The 15,475-nt window shown below is 49.4% G+C and carries 17 protein-coding genes and 1 pseudogene; 9 read left to right on the forward strand and 9 right to left on the reverse strand.

What is annotated here, in order from left to right; all coding sequences use genetic code 11:
- Positions 1-17 precede the first annotated feature (17 nt).
- Both CX664_RS06610 and CX664_RS06615 read right to left on the reverse strand, forming a co-directional pair.
- The gene (locus CX664_RS06610) at positions 18-1,943 is read right to left on the reverse strand and encodes an FUSC family protein (RefSeq protein WP_145999870.1); all 1,926 of its coding nucleotides are present in this window, start codon (positions 1,941-1,943) and stop codon (positions 18-20) included.
- Positions 1,944-2,135: 192 nt separating this feature from the next.
- Positions 2,136-2,549 carry a CBS domain-containing protein gene (locus tag CX664_RS06615; RefSeq protein ID WP_145999871.1) on the reverse strand — a complete coding sequence of 138 codons (414 nt, stop codon included), beginning with the start codon at positions 2,547-2,549 and terminating at the stop codon, positions 2,136-2,138.
- 234 nt (positions 2,550-2,783) lie between these two features.
- Between CX664_RS06615 and ppa the strand changes: the two genes are divergently transcribed.
- From ppa to CX664_RS26260, 7 genes are all read left to right on the forward strand, one after another.
- Entirely contained in the window at positions 2,784-3,311 is a 528-nt protein-coding gene (gene ppa / locus CX664_RS06620; RefSeq protein WP_101745973.1) for an inorganic diphosphatase, read from the forward strand.
- Between the two features lie 141 nt (positions 3,312-3,452).
- Positions 3,453-5,291, forward strand: coding sequence for a protein-disulfide reductase DsbD (dsbD, locus tag CX664_RS06625; protein ID WP_101745974.1), 1,839 nt, complete (start codon positions 3,453-3,455; stop codon positions 5,289-5,291).
- A 227-nt stretch (positions 5,292-5,518) separates the two neighbouring features.
- Complete coding sequence (gene aroQ / locus CX664_RS06630; protein WP_101745975.1) at positions 5,519-5,971, forward strand: type II 3-dehydroquinate dehydratase; 453 nt, start codon at positions 5,519-5,521, stop codon at positions 5,969-5,971.
- Between the two features lie 220 nt (positions 5,972-6,191).
- Positions 6,192-6,656 (forward strand): acetyl-CoA carboxylase biotin carboxyl carrier protein, encoded by a 465-nt coding sequence (accB, locus tag CX664_RS06635; RefSeq protein WP_101745976.1) that lies wholly within the window; start codon positions 6,192-6,194, stop codon positions 6,654-6,656.
- A 21-nt stretch (positions 6,657-6,677) separates the two neighbouring features.
- Positions 6,678-8,018, forward strand: coding sequence for an acetyl-CoA carboxylase biotin carboxylase subunit (accC, locus tag CX664_RS06640; RefSeq protein ID WP_101745977.1), 1,341 nt, complete (start codon positions 6,678-6,680; stop codon positions 8,016-8,018).
- 188 nt (positions 8,019-8,206) lie between these two features.
- A complete protein-coding gene (gene prmA, locus CX664_RS06645; protein WP_101745978.1) occupies positions 8,207-9,094 on the forward strand; it encodes a 50S ribosomal protein L11 methyltransferase in 888 nt (295 codons plus the stop codon).
- Positions 9,095-9,246: 152 nt separating this feature from the next.
- Positions 9,247-10,182 carry a DUF3426 domain-containing protein gene (locus CX664_RS26260; RefSeq protein WP_163369404.1) on the forward strand — a complete coding sequence of 312 codons (936 nt, stop codon included), beginning with the start codon at positions 9,247-9,249 and terminating at the stop codon, positions 10,180-10,182.
- Here CX664_RS26260 and CX664_RS06655 read toward each other — a convergent pair.
- A complete protein-coding gene (locus CX664_RS06655) occupies positions 10,179-10,598 on the reverse strand; it encodes an Rrf2 family transcriptional regulator (RefSeq protein WP_101745979.1) in 420 nt (139 codons plus the stop codon). The two genes, CX664_RS26260 and CX664_RS06655, sit on opposite strands and share 4 nt — an antisense overlap.
- A 95-nt stretch (positions 10,599-10,693) precedes the next feature.
- On the opposite strand from CX664_RS06655, the gene hmpA reads away from it, so the two are divergent.
- Positions 10,694-11,896: an NO-inducible flavohemoprotein gene (gene hmpA / locus CX664_RS06660; RefSeq protein ID WP_101745980.1), complete on the forward strand. Its 1,203-nt coding sequence runs from the start codon at positions 10,694-10,696 to the stop codon at positions 11,894-11,896.
- Between the two features lie 124 nt (positions 11,897-12,020).
- Here hmpA and CX664_RS06665 read toward each other — a convergent pair whose 3' ends face one another.
- The 4 genes from CX664_RS06665 to CX664_RS06680 are packed head-to-tail and all read right to left on the reverse strand — an operon-like array spanning position 12,021 to position 13,663.
- Positions 12,021-12,407 carry a hypothetical protein gene (locus CX664_RS06665; RefSeq protein WP_101745981.1) on the reverse strand — a complete coding sequence of 129 codons (387 nt, stop codon included), beginning with the start codon at positions 12,405-12,407 and terminating at the stop codon, positions 12,021-12,023.
- A gap of 16 nt (positions 12,408-12,423) precedes the next feature.
- Positions 12,424-12,636: a hypothetical protein gene (locus CX664_RS06670; RefSeq protein WP_101745982.1), complete on the reverse strand. Its 213-nt coding sequence runs from the start codon at positions 12,634-12,636 to the stop codon at positions 12,424-12,426.
- Complete coding sequence (locus CX664_RS06675; RefSeq protein ID WP_101745983.1) at positions 12,633-13,367, reverse strand: tyrosine-protein phosphatase; 735 nt, start codon at positions 13,365-13,367, stop codon at positions 12,633-12,635. The genes CX664_RS06670 and CX664_RS06675 overlap by 4 nt, the downstream gene beginning before the upstream one ends.
- A gap of 35 nt (positions 13,368-13,402) precedes the next feature.
- On the reverse strand, positions 13,403-13,663 hold the full coding sequence (locus CX664_RS06680; RefSeq protein WP_101745984.1) for a hypothetical protein: 261 nt from the start codon (positions 13,661-13,663) through the stop codon (positions 13,403-13,405).
- A gap of 185 nt (positions 13,664-13,848) precedes the next feature.
- Here CX664_RS06680 and CX664_RS06685 point away from each other — a divergent pair, with 185 nt between their 5' ends.
- Positions 13,849-14,418: an ATP-dependent zinc protease family protein gene (locus CX664_RS06685; RefSeq protein ID WP_163369398.1), complete on the forward strand. Its 570-nt coding sequence runs from the start codon at positions 13,849-13,851 to the stop codon at positions 14,416-14,418.
- Here the strand turns inward: CX664_RS06685 and CX664_RS06690 are convergent.
- The gene (locus CX664_RS06690; RefSeq protein WP_101745986.1) at positions 14,402-15,001 is read right to left on the reverse strand and encodes an O-antigen ligase family protein; all 600 of its coding nucleotides are present in this window, start codon (positions 14,999-15,001) and stop codon (positions 14,402-14,404) included. The two genes, CX664_RS06685 and CX664_RS06690, sit on opposite strands and share 17 nt — an antisense overlap.
- Before the next feature lie 30 nt (positions 15,002-15,031).
- Positions 15,032-15,304: pseudogene (locus CX664_RS06695) on the reverse strand (sugar transferase); the annotation flags it as partial.
- Between the last annotated feature and the right edge of the window lie 171 nt (positions 15,305-15,475).

Here is a 15,475-nt window from a genome sequence, read left to right on the forward strand (position 1 = left end):
TCATGCCGTTTATCCGCTTATTCTGGTAACTCATCATCCAAATCATCTTTTGGAGCGGACATCGGAGTTTTTACAGATAAAGGGACTGATTCAGCATCAGGACCGGCTTTATCTCCATACATCATTCTACCTTTTCTATAAGCTTTTGCCGCCCGGACAAACTCAACCAACAGATCAAAAAACTCGACTCCCTTCATATCTTTATTAGCAAAATTTTCCAGTCGTCTGCGCGTATCACCAATGCTCAGTGGTGAAGCATTTGGATCAGGGGAAAGCTTTGGGTCAGCGAATTGCATATAAACTGTATTCGTCAATTGTTCAATAAACGCATCTGTTGGCTCTATTAAATCCATCAGCTGATTCGTTTGCTTTTCAACCTCAGACAGCCTGGCATATTGAAAAATATCAGAACCTTTGCTATCTCTATGGTCCTTAATATGGCGAAACTGGTCGATAAGGCCTACTGCAGCAGTCGATACCTTTTCTAAGGTTTCTCTATCAACTTTTCTGTCCGGTTCCTGAGAGTTCTTCTTCCATTGTTCCGGAGCATGAACCTTACTTGAGAATGGACTGAAGTTTTCGTTGATCAATTGTGTGAATTTTTCAAGATTTTTTGCAAGATCGTTGGTATTTGCTCCCTCCACCGTTTGCGTTGCCGCATTGGAGGCCCTGCCTCCTGTGACGGGTGGCTCACTTCTGCCATTACTGACAGGGGGTCGCCGTGATTCTGTTATCGCCGGCCTGTCATCCCTGCCACCGGGACCTGGGTGTGGGCTTGAGCCAGATTCAGTTCTGGTGGTTGATGTCTCTGGGTCAGTCTGTGTTCTGTCTTCCGGAGAATTCTGTGAACTCTGTTGATTCTGTGGATTTTGTGGACTAGGTGGATTCTGGTTATGACCACTATTACTCTGTGATGGATTCTGCGGTTTACTAATATTATACGCTGTTACCCCCAAAGCCACGCCCAGAAAAGCCAGGGCACAAATTGCAAAAAACATCGCTGCATAAGGTTGTCCTACCATGAGAGTGATAAGAAAAATGGCGCTGCAAATCACAAATCCAGCCCATAGCGGGTTATTTTTGACCACATTCAACAATTTGTTAATTGCACCCAATACTCGCTGAAATAACTTTTTGCTGGTTTTATCCCCCCCTCCTTCAATAGTGACTGAACCACCACTCCTAACGGCTGGATCATCATCAAGACCACCGCCTTCGATCGAAACGCTGGCAACGTCCGATTCATCATCCATCGATGACGTTTTACTATGAGCCGCAAGCGGTTTAATACGAGCCGGAAGCTTACTTTCAGAATGCTCAGGATCTCTGTTTTCTCTGACAATCTGTCCCACTGCTGTGCCAAAGTCAGGCCCAAACAACCTGCTGGTATCATGCCTTGGGGACATTTCATGTGTCCTGACATTACGAGGCTCTTCTGCAAACTCAGTGGTTACCGATATAATTTCATCTTCGTCAACCGGTGATAAGATTTCTTCATGGTATTCAGGTTCTAATGGATCATCATAAAAACCCTCTTTAACACCAGAGCCGTGAGTCCTTGGAAATGAACGTGATTCTTCATTGTTTGGCAGGTTGTTATCTACAGATGTTCTGTCAGGTAAATGAGACTTCGATAATCCCGCTTCAGTAGAATCAAGATTTGGTCCAGGACCATCTTCAGCCTTATCAGAAACTGCATTTAAAGATGGCAATGAGTCCTGTTGAGGTTTAACCGTTCTCTCCCCCGGAGGGTGAGCTACGGAATCAGGCGCTTTTTCACCCCGGACAGAGGGGTCTCCTTTGTCCACTTTGGAGGCCTTCACTTTTCGAGAACCATAAGGAGTAACCATCGTCCCCTCTTTTCCAGACTCAGGCTCTGAGGACGAACCATTAAGTGGTGATGACGGATGACTGCCCGCAGGAGGAGTAATTGTGCCGCCCATGCAAATTCCTTTTCAAAAATATCCAATCTATAAAGAAAAAGTCTAGCTGATGAATGAAAAGCAAAATTAATAAACAAAGGGAATTAAAAAAAATTCTTAATTAAAAATATAAATTAAAGTAATGACCCTAATAGCAGGTATTTCATTTAATAAATCAAGACAATCAATGAATCATCTGGTTTGGCAAGTCAGTTAAGTAGAACCCACCGGACGCTCATAAAATTCGAGAACTGCAGACATCAAATCTTTGGGACTGAGTATGCCCACTAGGTTTCCATCAGCAACAACCGGAACACGGTAAGCCTTATCGGTCATAAATCGCTGATAAACAGTGATAATATCTTCCTGCGGGTCAGCGGTGACCACCTGACTGGTCATATAATCACGCACCAATCCTGCATCCTGGGAAAAATAGCTGCCATTCAATGTCCCTTCGAGGCAGTCTGATTCTGAAAGAATCCCGATAAGCGTCCCTTCATTATCGACTACCGGTGCTGCCGTAATATTGTGTTGCAGCAGAATACGGATGGCTTCAGCAACTTGAATATCCGGAGAAACGGTAACAACTTTGGGGGTCATGCAATCTTCAACAGTTATCGATCTCACAATCACCTCCTTTGGCTTATGAATCCAGCTCAAACTGACAATGAATTAATTTTAGCTCTCAATCAAGCAGATAGCTGAGCATAAGCAGCCGGAAATATTCAATACCAGCAGGCCAGACCAGGCTGCACTCCCGGGTTACCGGGAGGGATACCCCTTACAAGTGGAAAAGAGCGTAACAAACTCTATATAATACGCGGCAATTTCAAACTGACCTCACACAGAGATTGACTGTCAATGAGCTACTCATCTGTTCCTGCTGGTAAAAGTCTGCCAGAAGACATCTACGTCATTATCGAAATCCCTGCCAATGCTTCGCCAATCAAGTACGAAGTTGACAAGGATATGGATGCCATCCTGGTTGACCGCTTTATGGCAACCCCAATGTTCTACCCAGCCAACTACGGTTACATCAACCAGACCCTGGCTGACGATGGCGACCCTCTGGACGTTCTGGTAGTAACACCCTACCCGGTTATCCCGGGCTCAGTTATTCGCTGCCGTCCTGTCGGCATGCTGAACATGTCTGACGAAAGTGGCCGTGACGAGAAGCTGATTGCCGTTCCTCACGACAAACTCTCCACGCTCTACAAAGACGTTAAAGAATACACAGATCTGCCAGCCCTGCTGCTCCAGCAGATTGAACACTTCTTTGAAAACTATAAAGATCTTGAGCCTGGCAAGTGGGTCAAGATTGATGGCTGGGAAGGTTCCGAAGCGGCCCTGGAAGTCATCAAGAAGTCTGCCGCCAACTATAAAGGCTGATTTTTCTTATAGCTCAGGTTTCGACCTGAGCTTTTCCACTCATTTCTGCTGTTTTCTTTTCTCTGCAACCCCGCTCCTACTTGCATCTCTGGTATATCACTGCACAATACCTAGTATTCACCATTATAAACAGCAGCTTATATGCCAAAATGCCGACTCCGCCTGATCTGGCCCCTTTTTCTGGGTCTGTTAATCTCAATATCTGCTCAGGCCAATCTGAGCCAGTTATTCGGGGCAGAACCCAGCAAAAACCAGGGTTTTCTTCCAGTCGAAGAAGCCTTTCAATTCACCGGGCGATTTGAGCAGGGTTCGGCGATCATTAATGTTGCTGTAAAACCAGAGCACTACCTTTATAAGCACCGTTTCACCTTTACGCCGGTAACCGATATCTCAACACTGGGTGCAGCTGACTATCCTGCCGGTGAAGCGATTTTTGACCCTTATTACAACAAAGAACTGGAAGTATTCAGTGAAAACCTGGTTATCAAAGTTCCTGCCAGCCATTCAGGCAACCTGCCGGAACTGGAAATCGGCTTTCAGGGCTGTGCCAGGGCCGGATTGTGTTATCCACCCCATAAAGTTGTTATTCCATTGGTGATTACCCAAGTCAGTGATTCGCCCGTTTCAGCCAGTGTTACCCTTACGCCGACATCAGACTCCGGGAACACCTTTCAGCAGCAGCTGGAACAGAACAGTCTGCCGATTGCGCTACTCCTTTTTGTCCTGGCGGGTATTGGCCTTAGCCTGACGCCCTGTGTTCTGCCGATGTTCCCGATACTGTCCAGCCTGATCCTGGGAACCAGGGCACAAAGCAAAACCCGGACCATTGCCCTGACGATGACCTATATACTCACCATGTCAGCCACCTTTGCCATTGCCGGTACATTAATGGGGCTGTTTGGTGCCAGTCTCAACCTTCAGGCAAAGCTCCAGTCCCCATGGCTGCTGATCCCTATGGCAATACTCTTTGTGCTGCTGGCCCTGAGTATGTTTGGCCTTTACGAGTTACAGCTGCCCGCCCGGGTTCGGGACAAACTCAGTGGCAGCCAGCAAAATTCAGGCAGCTTGTCGGGGGCTGCCGTGATGGGGTTGTTGTCTGCACTGGTGGTTTCCCCGTGTGTCTCGGCACCCCTGGCCGGTGCACTGATCTATATCAGCTCAACCGGTGATACCCTGTTTGGTGGGCTGACACTGTTTGCCCTGGGTCTGGGCATGGGTATTCCCTTATTTGTCCTGGCGTTAGGCGGAAGGCACTGGTTGCCAAAGTCCGGGGCCTGGATGAACGGTGTTCGCTCACTCTTTGGCGTATTACTTCTGGGCGTCGCCATCTGGATGCTGGAACGGATTATTGCTCCATCAGTCACGCTCTTCCTATGGGGTGCTTTGCTAATTGGCAGTGCCGTGTTCCTGGGCGCTCTTCACACCAATCTGAAAGAAGCGCACCAGAAGCTCCAACAGACCGTCGGCATACTCTGTCTGATCTATGGAACCTGCCTGATTATTGGTGCCGCCATGGGCAACAGTGACCCATTGAATCCGTTATTGGGTAAAAGCAGCACTGCAATAGAAAGCACCACTGAACAGACAGAGAGTGCCCTCTTCAAGACCGTAACAACAGTGAATGAACTGAATAATCTGCTGGCAGACGCAGCCCTGAACAACCAGCCAGCCCTGGTGGATATCTATGCTGACTGGTGCATATCCTGCAAAATCATTGAGCGGACCGTGTTCCCAGACCCGCTGGTCACTGATCAGTTGGCCAGAATAGCCCTGATCAAGCTGGATATCACCGATAACACGCTGGAACACCAACAGTTCCTCAACCAGCATCAACTGTTTGGACCACCCGCCATGCTATTTTTTGATGCCAGTGGGAGTGAGTTGCCTGCACTAAAATCCCAGGGTGAAATCACCGCCTTGCAGCTGCATCAAAAGCTGACAAAACTGCTGACAGCCTCCGGAACAAGTACAGATGTCTGAACTTGTCTGAAACTAGCATGAAATGCTTCGTAACTGTCGTTAACCTCCTGTAACACGCACAAACTGGACGCACTCTTGACAATGGGGCAAAATGCCAGATCAATAACGATTGCGATGTATTTCAAAGGTCAACTGCGTAGCCAGGTTAACCAAAGCAGACTGACTACTGAAGCTCTCTCATTGGTCAGGGTCGCAACGGTGACCATTGGGGTCTTAAGAGGATAAACATGGCTGACATTCTTGTGCTCAATGGTCCAAACCTGAATTTACTTGGCACTCGAGAGCCCAGTGTTTACGGTGCAACCACGCTTGAACAGATCTGCCAGAACCTTGTCCAGCTGGCTACTGATGCGGGCCTTAAGCTGGAAAGCTTTCAAAGCAATGCGGAACATCTACTGATAGATCGTATTCATCAGGCAGGCAAGGATGGCGTACGCTTTATCATCATCAACCCGGCCGCTTTCACTCACACCAGTGTGGCACTGCGGGACGCTCTGCTTGGGGTTGCTATCCCATTTATTGAAGTACACCTTTCGAACATTCATTGCAGGGAGCCTTTCCGTCATCACTCCTATTTCAGTGACGTTGCTGAAGGGGTCATTGCCGGACTGGGACCTAAGGGCTACGAAATGGCACTGTCTGCCGCAGTTGACAGGCTTGCCAGACAGCCGGAGCCATAAGAACGCGAGCCATTTTTTCAGAACGCGGCACCAACACAAGACAACGTTCTGATTTATGTTAATCACAGTGCAACTGCCTTAACCCCTTTTAAACAGTGGCACTGTCAGGCAAAAACTGACCACCGGGGATCCTGCACTCGCCAAGTAGAGTGTTCGATTTTTCGCAAAATCAACCAGACTGGCCAGCCAGTGCTGCCAGTACAAGCATTTGAGACTGACAATGGATATCAGAAAAGTAAAAAAGCTCATTGAGCTGCTGGAAGAATCAGGTATTGATGAGCTCGAAATCCATGAGGGTGAAGAGTCCGTTCGTATCAGCCGTTACTCAAAAAATGCACCTGTAGCCGCCGCCCCCATTGCCTATCCGGCTGCTGCAACAGCCCCGGCTCCTGCAGCAGCCCCCGCTGCCACTGAAGCAGCTGCTCCTGCTATTGCTGAGCCTGTCGTTTTGGGCCATCAGGTCAAGTCTCCCATGGTTGGTACTTTCTACGGTGCTCCGTCACCGGATGCGCCTGACTTCGCCAAAGTCGGCCAGCAGGTTAAGGAAGGTGATGTACTCTGCATTGTTGAAGCCATGAAGATGATGAACCAGATCAAGGCGGACAAATCCGGCACTATTGATGCCGTTCTGGTAGAGAATGGTCAGCCTGTTGAGTTCGACCAGCCCCTGTTCACTATTGTCTGATAATCGCCTGAGAATCGCGTTATGCTCGATAAAGTCGTAATAGCCAACCGGGGCGAAATTGCTCTCAGAATATTAAGGGCCTGCAAAGAGCTGGGCATCAAAACCGTTGCGGTTCACTCCAAGGCCGATGCTGACCTTATGCATCTGCATCTGGCGGACGAGTCCGTCTGTATCGGTCCAAACAACCCGGCAGACAGCTATCTCAATATTCCTGCCATCATCAGTGCCGCCGAAGTGACTCACGCCACCGCGATTCACCCGGGTTATGGTTTCCTGTCAGAAAATGCGGATTTTGCTGAACAGGTAGAACGCAGTGGCTTTACCTTTATCGGGCCTTCTGCCGACGTTATCCGCCTGATGGGGGACAAAGTCTCGGCGATCAAAGCCATGCAGAAAGCCGGTGTTCCTACGGTTCCGGGCTCTAATGGCTCACTCACTGATGACCACAGCCGCACCATGGCCATAGCCCGGGATATCGGCTACCCCGTGATCATCAAGGCTGCCGGCGGTGGCGGTGGCCGCGGTATGCGCGTGGTCTACAACGAAGAAGACCTGATCAGCTCCGTCGCCCTGACCAAATCAGAAGCCGGTGCGGCATTCAACAATGACACGGTTTACCTGGAGAAATTCCTGCAAAACCCACGTCATGTGGAGTTCCAGGTGCTGGCCGATGGCCAGGGCAACGCCATTCATCTGGGTGACCGCGACTGCTCTTTGCAACGTCGTCATCAGAAGGTTATTGAAGAAGCACCTGCGCCCGGCATTCCGGAAGAGAAGCGTCAGGAAGTGGCCAGTGCCTGTACCCGTGCCTGCATTGAGCTTGGCTACAAAGGCGCTGGAACCTTTGAATTCCTGTATGAAAACGGTGAGTTCTATTTCATTGAAATGAACACCCGGGTTCAGGTTGAGCACCCGGTGACCGAACTGATCAGCGGCATTGATATTGTCAAAGAGCAGCTGAGAATTGCCAGCGGCCTGCCTCTGAGCGTTGATCAGGACGATATCGAACTCAAAGGCCACGCCTTCGAATGCCGAATCAACGCCGAAGACCCAAAAACCTTTATGCCATCACCAGGCAAGGTGTTGCAGTTCCACGCACCTGGCGGCAACGGTATTCGTGTTGACAGCCATCTGTACAACGGTTACAGCGTTCCCCCTTACTATGACTCACTGATCGCCAAGATCATCAGTTATGGTCCGGATCGTGAAACGGCCCTTATCCGGATGAAGAACGCACTGGATGAAACCGTTATTGAAGGGATTAAAACCAATATTCCTCTTCATCAGACGTTGGTGACTGATCCTCACTTCAAGGAAGGCGGTGTCAGTATTCACTATCTGGAAAAGAAACTGGCTGAGTAATTTCCCGTTTTTTTGCTCTTTGGCAAGGCCCTCTCCCACAGGAGATGGTCTTTCTTTTTATTGGGCGATCAACCAGCAAATGTTTATGAAATACCGGTGCTCAGCTACAATAAGTCGCTTATGTTCCATGAATTTCTTTCCTGAAGAACAGGTCGGAATTCTTATTGCTTTTCATTCTGGGTAACACAATGTCTTGGATTCAAGTCAGACTGGACACAACTTCTGACCATGCTGAAATTCTGGAAGACCTGCTTCTGGAAGCCGGTGCCTGTGCGGTCACCCTGCAGGATGCAAAAGATCAACCGGTCTATGAACCAGAGCTGGGTACCACACCGCTGTGGAATAACACCGTTGTTGTTGGCTTATTTGATGCCCAGACCCGCACCGATGATGTTATACCCTTTCTCAAAGAACGTGCCGGACTGGACCCTTTTCCTAATCACAAGGTCGAACTGGTGGAAGATAAAGACTGGGAAAGAGAGTGGATGACCCACTTCCACCCCATGCAGTTTGGTGACCGCCTGTGGGTGTGCCCCAGCTGGAAAGACGTTCCTGTTCCTGATGCTGTTAACCTGATGCTGGACCCGGGCCTGGCCTTCGGCACCGGGACGCACCCCACCACGGCGCTCTGCCTGCGTTGGCTGGATCAGCAGAATAGCCTGACTGGCAAAACAGTTATCGACTATGGTTGTGGTTCTGGCATCCTTGCTATTGCAGCACTTCTTCTGGGTGCACAATCCGCGGTCGGTGTTGACCTGGATCCGCAGGCACTGGAAGCCACTATCGAGAATGCTAAACGGAATAACATTCCGGTGGATAAACTGGAAGTTTTTCTGCCCGATGATGAACCAGCAGATCAGGCTGATATAGTACTGGCCAACATTCTTGCTGGCCCTTTGACTCAACTGGCTCCCAAACTGGCCAGTCTGACCAGGGAAGGCGGTTCCATTGCTCTGTCCGGTATTTTGGCTGAGCAGGCAGATGAAATAATTCAAACCTATGAACAGTGGTTTGCCATGGATACAGCAGTCACCTTTGATGGCTGGGCCATGCTTTCTGGTAAGCGACGTTCATAAGCTGGCATTGATGTGATGCAGGTATGACAGAACTTTTTACTCCCCGGGTTTCAATAGAAACTAAAATACCTGCATTATCAATTAGACTGGATTCAGTACGGGGGCTCTGGTCTAATAAAAAATGCTGCTTTAAGATCAGGTAAACAGTCAACATGACGCCGTCAAGTGTCACTTGCCCCCACTGCCAGACCATATTCCGCATTACCCATGCCCAGCTTAAGGCTGCCAGGGGGTCGGTGCGTTGCGGTTCATGCCTTCAGGTTTTTAATGCCATAGACCAGCTACCGCGCCTGCAAGAACAAGAAAAGGAGGCACTAAACACCCCCACTGACCACCGGGAAGAACCCCAGACACCCACTCAAACCAAAAAAAAGCTGCAGGAAACACTGGTCGTCCAACAGCAAAAACCGGTTAAAAAACCGGATTCAACACAACCGGAAACGTCCAGAAGCAAAGACCTTGACCCTTCCATAAAGGCAAAGGTTGCCACTGCGCCCATCCAATATGATGGCTACCACCAGCAAAGCATCGAAACCCTGATTCACGAACTGGACCAGCGGGAAACCGAAGAAACCATTAACGAACAACAGCTCCGCAGGAAAAGAACCTACTGGGGTGTTGCGGCCTGCAGCCTGCTGGTGTTGCTGACACTGCAATTTGCCTGGTTCAACCGCAATACACTGTCACTGAACCCTGCCCTGCGACCGGCTTATGCCATGACCTGCAATCTGCTTTCCTGCACACTTCCCCCCATGGTTAACCTCAATGCCATTAAAAGCGTTGACCTTGTGGTACGCAGCCACCCTGATCAAAACAACGCCCTGCAGGTAGATGCTGTCATCATTAATGAAGCCAGGCACCCACAGCCGTTTCCAGATTTGAAACTGACCTTTACCGATATCAACGGCCGACTGGTGGCTAACCGAACCTTTACCCCATCGGAATACCTCGGTGGTGAACTGGCCGGCTCAGACGAAATGCCTAAAGCACAACCTATCCGCCTGGGGCTGGAAATTGTCGACCCGGGTGAACAGGCAGTGAACTATCAGCTGACTTTCAGTGAAAACAAAACGACAAAAGTCAACTAAATTAACTCAATTAACTCTCTTCTATTTTCAATCAAATCCGCCAGAGTGTAACGGTTCAACACGCCCATAAATGCCGATACCGCGTCGGCAAATACCCCTTTCAACGCACACACGGGTGAAATCCTGCACATCGGCTGGTCGCACTCCACCACCTTCATGGTGGTTTCCATACACCCAACCAGTGCCCCCAGGTTAATCACTTCCGGTGGCTTGGCAAGGGTAAACCCACCTCCTTTACCACGAATCGTGGTGAGGTACCCCTCATGCCCAAGTTTCTGAACAATCTTCATCACATGGTTGCGTGATATGGCATAGGTATCCGCCACTTCCTGAATAGAAAGCAACCGTCCTTCTGGTTGAACGGCTGCATATATCAGAATGCGTAATGCATAGTCGGTGTGTTTTGTCAGTTTCATTCAAAGATAGACATGGTAAAAAGAAGCAAATAGAATGCATCTTAATTAGATGCATTTCAAATGCATCATTAACTGGAACACCACAGAGGTGCCTTATGAGCCTGAGTGAACAAACGATTCGAATCGTCAAAGCCACTGCCCCGGTTCTGTCAGAGCATGGTGAAACCATTACCCGGCACTTCTACCAGCAGATGTTCCGCCAGAATCCAGAGCTGCTGGATACCTTCAACACTATTAACCAGAAAACCGGTCGCCAGCAGGCAGCCCTGGCCAATGCCATCTATGCCTATGCCGCCAATATCGATAACCTTGGAACTTTGACCAGCACGGTACAACGCATCGCGCATAAACATGCCAGCTTAAACATCTTGCCGGAACAGTATCCTATTGTGGGTAAGCACCTTCTGGAAGCAGTTGCCCATGTCCTGGGTGAGGCTGCAACCGATGAGATACTTAATGCCTGGAAAGAAGCCTATGGTTTCCTGGCGGATCTATTCATCGAAGTGGAGGAAGGGATTTACCGGGAGAATGAACATTTAGCCGGTGGCTGGCGTGGCATAAGGGAGTTCAGGGTGGAACACAAGGTTAAAGAAAGCGACCTGATCACTTCCTTTTATTTTGAACCAGTGGATGGTTTAGCGGTAGCAGACTACCAGCCAGGGCAGTACATCGGTATCTATCTGCATCCGGAACAATCAGAACATCGCTGTATTCGTCAGTACAGCCTCTCCGATGCGCCCAATGGCAGAACCTATCGCATTTCGGTAAAGCGTGAGGGTGAAGGAAAGACCCAGGGTATGATCTCTCACTACCTCCACGACAATGTACAAGTCGGCGATATTGTCCAACTGTGTCCACCCTGTGGCAACTTCCACCTGAATCACCGTTCAGATGCACCCGTGGTGTTGCTCAGCGCTGGTGTTGGTCAAACTCCGATGTTGAGCATGCTGAACAGCCTGGCCCGAAAAAAAACGCTCCAGCCAATTCTTTTTGTTCACAGCGCCATTAACAGCAAGGTTCATGCTTTTGGTCAGCATGTCGAAAATATTGCCGAGAAAAATGACAACATTGAACAGATTCTGTTTTACGATGAGCCAACCGATGATTGCTCTGCTCAGCATTATTCAGGCAGAACGGACCTGGAACTGATCCGCGCTAAGATTGACCTTGCTGGAGCACACTACTACTTCTGCGGCCCACTAGGGTATATGGCAATGGTGAAAAGAGTGCTGCAGGGCTGGGGAATATCTGAAGACCGACTTCACTATGAAGTCTTTAGCCCCCATCAAGATCTCTGATTCTTTTTGCTCAAATCAGGGAAAGCCTATATATGTTGAACTACAGAGTTACTGATAATTGCTCCTGCATTACCGGCATTTCCGCCGTCTCTGGCGTTCGTACAAAACCTGCAGATAAACAATATCACTGATATTGCCTTACGATCTTCCGGGCACTGTGTGGATAAGCCTTCACCAGCTTCTGATAACTGTTATCCAGTGCTGCCTGCAGCCCATCACTCAACCAGCCCTGGTAGTGAAAACTGAATAACGCGCTGTTTTCCAGGACACGAGGCTCCCATGGCCCAAGCTTGCTGGCACGCAGTAATGCCGCTGTAAACGACCGGTCGATCAGAGAGTACTGCGAGCGGGCCCGGGCATAATCACTCCAGCTGTATGGCCAGGCGGGCCTTAAAACGATGGCTTTATGCCAGGCATCCAACTCCGCATTATTCTCTATATCAATACCGGATAGCCTGCCCCGCTCAAGCACCCGTGCCTTCAAAACATACAGGGCAGGATTATCTGTCATTTGTCGTATAGCACCATCAACACCCTATGCCAATGTTCAGTTCAGCAGGCTTCACCACAAAACTCTTGCTGGCTGCTGTCTTCTGTTGCCAATGATCCAGAAACAGCTCGGTTTGGTAACGACCGACTTCTGAACGCAACAGGGTAAAGGCCTGAAAAATCACCAGACATAGCACCAGAACAACCGGCAACATCAGCAAACCGCGATGCCAGGATAGAGAACGTTTCATAAGGCATCACCAAAAAGGCACTGCGTTAACTTATCCGGATTTACCGTTGTCAGCAATGCACACTGATCGCTGCCAACCCATTGGTTGAGAGTCTCTGCCGCCAGCGCCATGGCCGACGGCCGACGAACCGGATGGTGGGCATCCGAAGCCACAAACTGAACCAGCTCCTGGTCCACAAACCAGCGGGCAGTAGTCTCTGCCCTTTCGCCAAACCGACCGGCAACCGAACCCGCTGTCAGCTGCAGCAACGCCCCCCGCTCCACTAACGGCAGTACACGTTCAGGGTAAGACATCAGCTCTTTATTTCGCTCAGGGTGGGCAATCACTACCCTTATCTCTCTTTTATAAAGCCAGTCCAGCATCTGCTCCATCCCCACGGGAATTCGTTGATGGGGCATTTCCAGTAACAGACACTGGAAACCATCCCATTGACCAATCATCGGGATTTCATTCCTGCGTAACTGAAACATCATTTCATCGCTGAAACGCACCTCTGCTGCCATCGCCAGCTGAATCGAAAAACCCGCTGCCCTGGCTTGCTTTTTAAACCCTTCGAACATCGGACCAATGGAACCCAAATCATTATCAAACCGGCCAGGGTGCATATGGGGTGTGCACACCAGCTTCCGGATGCCATCCGCCTGGGCCAGTGCCAGCATGGCCAGTGCCTGCTCCAGACTGTCAGCCCCATCATCAATACCGGGAATTATATGGTTGTGGATATCAATCATTTAATTAGATCAATCATTAAGTAACAGGCAGACCGTCAGCGCCTAAACATCAATCGACGAATCAGCAAGGCCAGCAAGCACGCTGGAACAAGCAACATAGCTCCGGTCAGAAAAAACGCAACAGGCACAGGAGCATGAAAATAGGTAAACACAAAGGCAATACTGCTGACAGCATCCACAATACTCAGGCTCAATGGCACATTATCTGGCCCGGAAAGGGTATTAATCAGCAGAACTTCAGCGGCCAGAATCACCATAATCAGGGGAATGTCCCACCCTGGCACCCACTTTTTCAAGAGTCTACATCCTCAAATAACAGAATATTGGCAATCCACAGGAGCCTCCCCGAGGTCAGAAGATAACCCGTCGTTAAACCGTCAACAAATACCAGCCGTTCTCATTAAAGAGGCTCAATCTATCGTCAACAGCTACAAATATAAAGAGAAGGATTCAGTTGTGCAGTACCTTCATGGAGGAAGTAATGTTGTTTTCCGCCCGATTTTCAGGCCTGATCTTTTGTGCCATTCTGGCACTGGTATTCATACCAAGCGCACTGGTAACCGCAGAACCCCCGCCTTATCAACATCAATGCCAGACCGGTGACCGTTATCTCTTTGGTCTGCAGGAAAGGGTTGACCAGATCGATGAATTCTCCACCCGAATCAATGCGTTGATTGACTCCGGCTCCACCCTTTCCTCCATGGATGCCAGAGACATCAAAATCAGGAAGCACACCAACGGCTCACTATGGGTACACTTTAAGGTTCCTACCACCAGCGACAAACGCAAACTGGTAAAAATGACCAAGCCTCTGAAGCGCTTCGCCCGGGTGCAGACCCACCATGGAACCCCACAAAAACGTCCGGTAATTGAAGCAACCATACGTCTTGGTCCGGTCGAAACCCGCACCGACTTCAGCCTGACCTCTCGCTCCCGGTTTAGACACCAGATCCTGCTGGGTACCAATACCCTGAAGAACCTGGCGATCATTGATATATCAAGAGAGTTTCTTCTGCAAAACAACTGCCTGCAAGTCAGCCGTTACCCTTGACGGTAGATGACCTGTGCCTATTAGAAGGCATGTGTATGGCCAGAACAGCCAGCGCCATCAAGGCAACAAAATACACCACATTCGCTGGGATCTGCAGATAAAAGTCTACGGATGAGTGAATCATAATCGCCAGCATCCCCATAAACGCAGAAAACCCCATACCAATCACCAACCGGTTCCTTCGCAACCTCATGGCTTGAACCGATAGCCAGAAAGCCAGCACTACCAGCACCAGGAAAACCGGTACGCCAAACTCCAGTGGGAACTGCAGAAAATCGTTATGGGCCAGATCGTAAAACCCTTTCCAACTGCCATCGTGATAAAAAGGCAGCGTCGTATAGAAACTGCCTGCCCCTGAACCGGTCAACGAATAATCACCAATAGCGGTTAGCGTCACTTCAGACACATTGGGTCGGGTCTCTCGCTCCATAGAGGTCTGCTCAATCCGCTCAACCACCTTTTCCAGACCAAACCACTGGCTGACAATCGCAGTATCAATCACCAACAGGCTGACAAAAAGAACCACCATGCCACGGCTCAGTTTTTTACGGCAAAGTAAAAGACAGTTTTTTTCTTTGTGCACTGTGTGATCTTCATGATTTTAAAAAGTGGATCAATAAGCATTGGGATTCACAAACCCCTTGAACATGGTGGCGAAGATAATACGAATATCCAGCCAGAGCGACCAGTTATTAATGTATTCAAGGTCGCACTCAACCCCACGCTGCATCTTCTCCAGCGTATCGGTTTCACCCCGGAAGCCCCGTACCTGGGCCAGACCGGTAATTCCCGGCTTCACCTTGTGGCGCATCATATAAGACTCCACCAGGTCCTTGTAATATTCATTATGCTCCAGAGCATGCGGCCGTGGACCAACAATAGACATAAGTAGTTAACCAAATGAAATCATATATTTCTGACTAAGTGGGCAGTCACTCTGCGGCGTTGCAACTCCGGTCACATAGCTACGGCTATGCTCCCTACGTTGCGCCTTGCATAGTAACTGCCCACTTAGCCAGAAATATACGATTCCATTTGGCCAACTACTTACGCCCCT

The sequence above is a fragment of the Endozoicomonas acroporae genome, from assembly GCF_002864045.1.
Taxonomy (GTDB): Bacteria; Pseudomonadota; Gammaproteobacteria; order Pseudomonadales; family Endozoicomonadaceae; genus Endozoicomonas; species Endozoicomonas acroporae.

What these genes read in the sequence shown, in the direction of transcription:
- CX664_RS06610 (WP_145999870.1), bottom strand. Translation starts at nt 1,943, where the DNA reads ATGGGCGGCACAATTACTCCTCCTGCGGGCAGTCATCCGTCATCACCA.
- ppa (WP_101745973.1), top strand. Translation starts at nt 2,784, where the DNA reads ATGAGCTACTCATCTGTTCCTGCTGGTAAAAGTCTGCCAGAAGACATC.
- dsbD (WP_101745974.1), top strand. Translation starts at nt 3,453, where the DNA reads ATGCCAAAATGCCGACTCCGCCTGATCTGGCCCCTTTTTCTGGGTCTG.
- aroQ (WP_101745975.1), top strand. Translation starts at nt 5,519, where the DNA reads ATGGCTGACATTCTTGTGCTCAATGGTCCAAACCTGAATTTACTTGGC.
- accB (WP_101745976.1), top strand. Translation starts at nt 6,192, where the DNA reads ATGGATATCAGAAAAGTAAAAAAGCTCATTGAGCTGCTGGAAGAATCA.
- accC (WP_101745977.1), top strand. Translation starts at nt 6,678, where the DNA reads ATGCTCGATAAAGTCGTAATAGCCAACCGGGGCGAAATTGCTCTCAGA.
- prmA (WP_101745978.1), top strand. Translation starts at nt 8,207, where the DNA reads ATGTCTTGGATTCAAGTCAGACTGGACACAACTTCTGACCATGCTGAA.
- CX664_RS26260 (WP_163369404.1), top strand. Translation starts at nt 9,247, where the DNA reads ATGACGCCGTCAAGTGTCACTTGCCCCCACTGCCAGACCATATTCCGC.
- CX664_RS06655 (WP_101745979.1), bottom strand. Translation starts at nt 10,598, where the DNA reads ATGAAACTGACAAAACACACCGACTATGCATTACGCATTCTGATATAT.
- hmpA (WP_101745980.1), top strand. Translation starts at nt 10,694, where the DNA reads ATGAGCCTGAGTGAACAAACGATTCGAATCGTCAAAGCCACTGCCCCG.
- CX664_RS06665 (WP_101745981.1), bottom strand. Translation starts at nt 12,407, where the DNA reads ATGACAGATAATCCTGCCCTGTATGTTTTGAAGGCACGGGTGCTTGAG.
- CX664_RS06670 (WP_101745982.1), bottom strand. Translation starts at nt 12,636, where the DNA reads ATGAAACGTTCTCTATCCTGGCATCGCGGTTTGCTGATGTTGCCGGTT.
- CX664_RS06675 (WP_101745983.1), bottom strand. Translation starts at nt 13,367, where the DNA reads ATGATTGATATCCACAACCATATAATTCCCGGTATTGATGATGGGGCT.
- CX664_RS06685 (WP_163369398.1), top strand. Translation starts at nt 13,849, where the DNA reads ATGTTGTTTTCCGCCCGATTTTCAGGCCTGATCTTTTGTGCCATTCTG.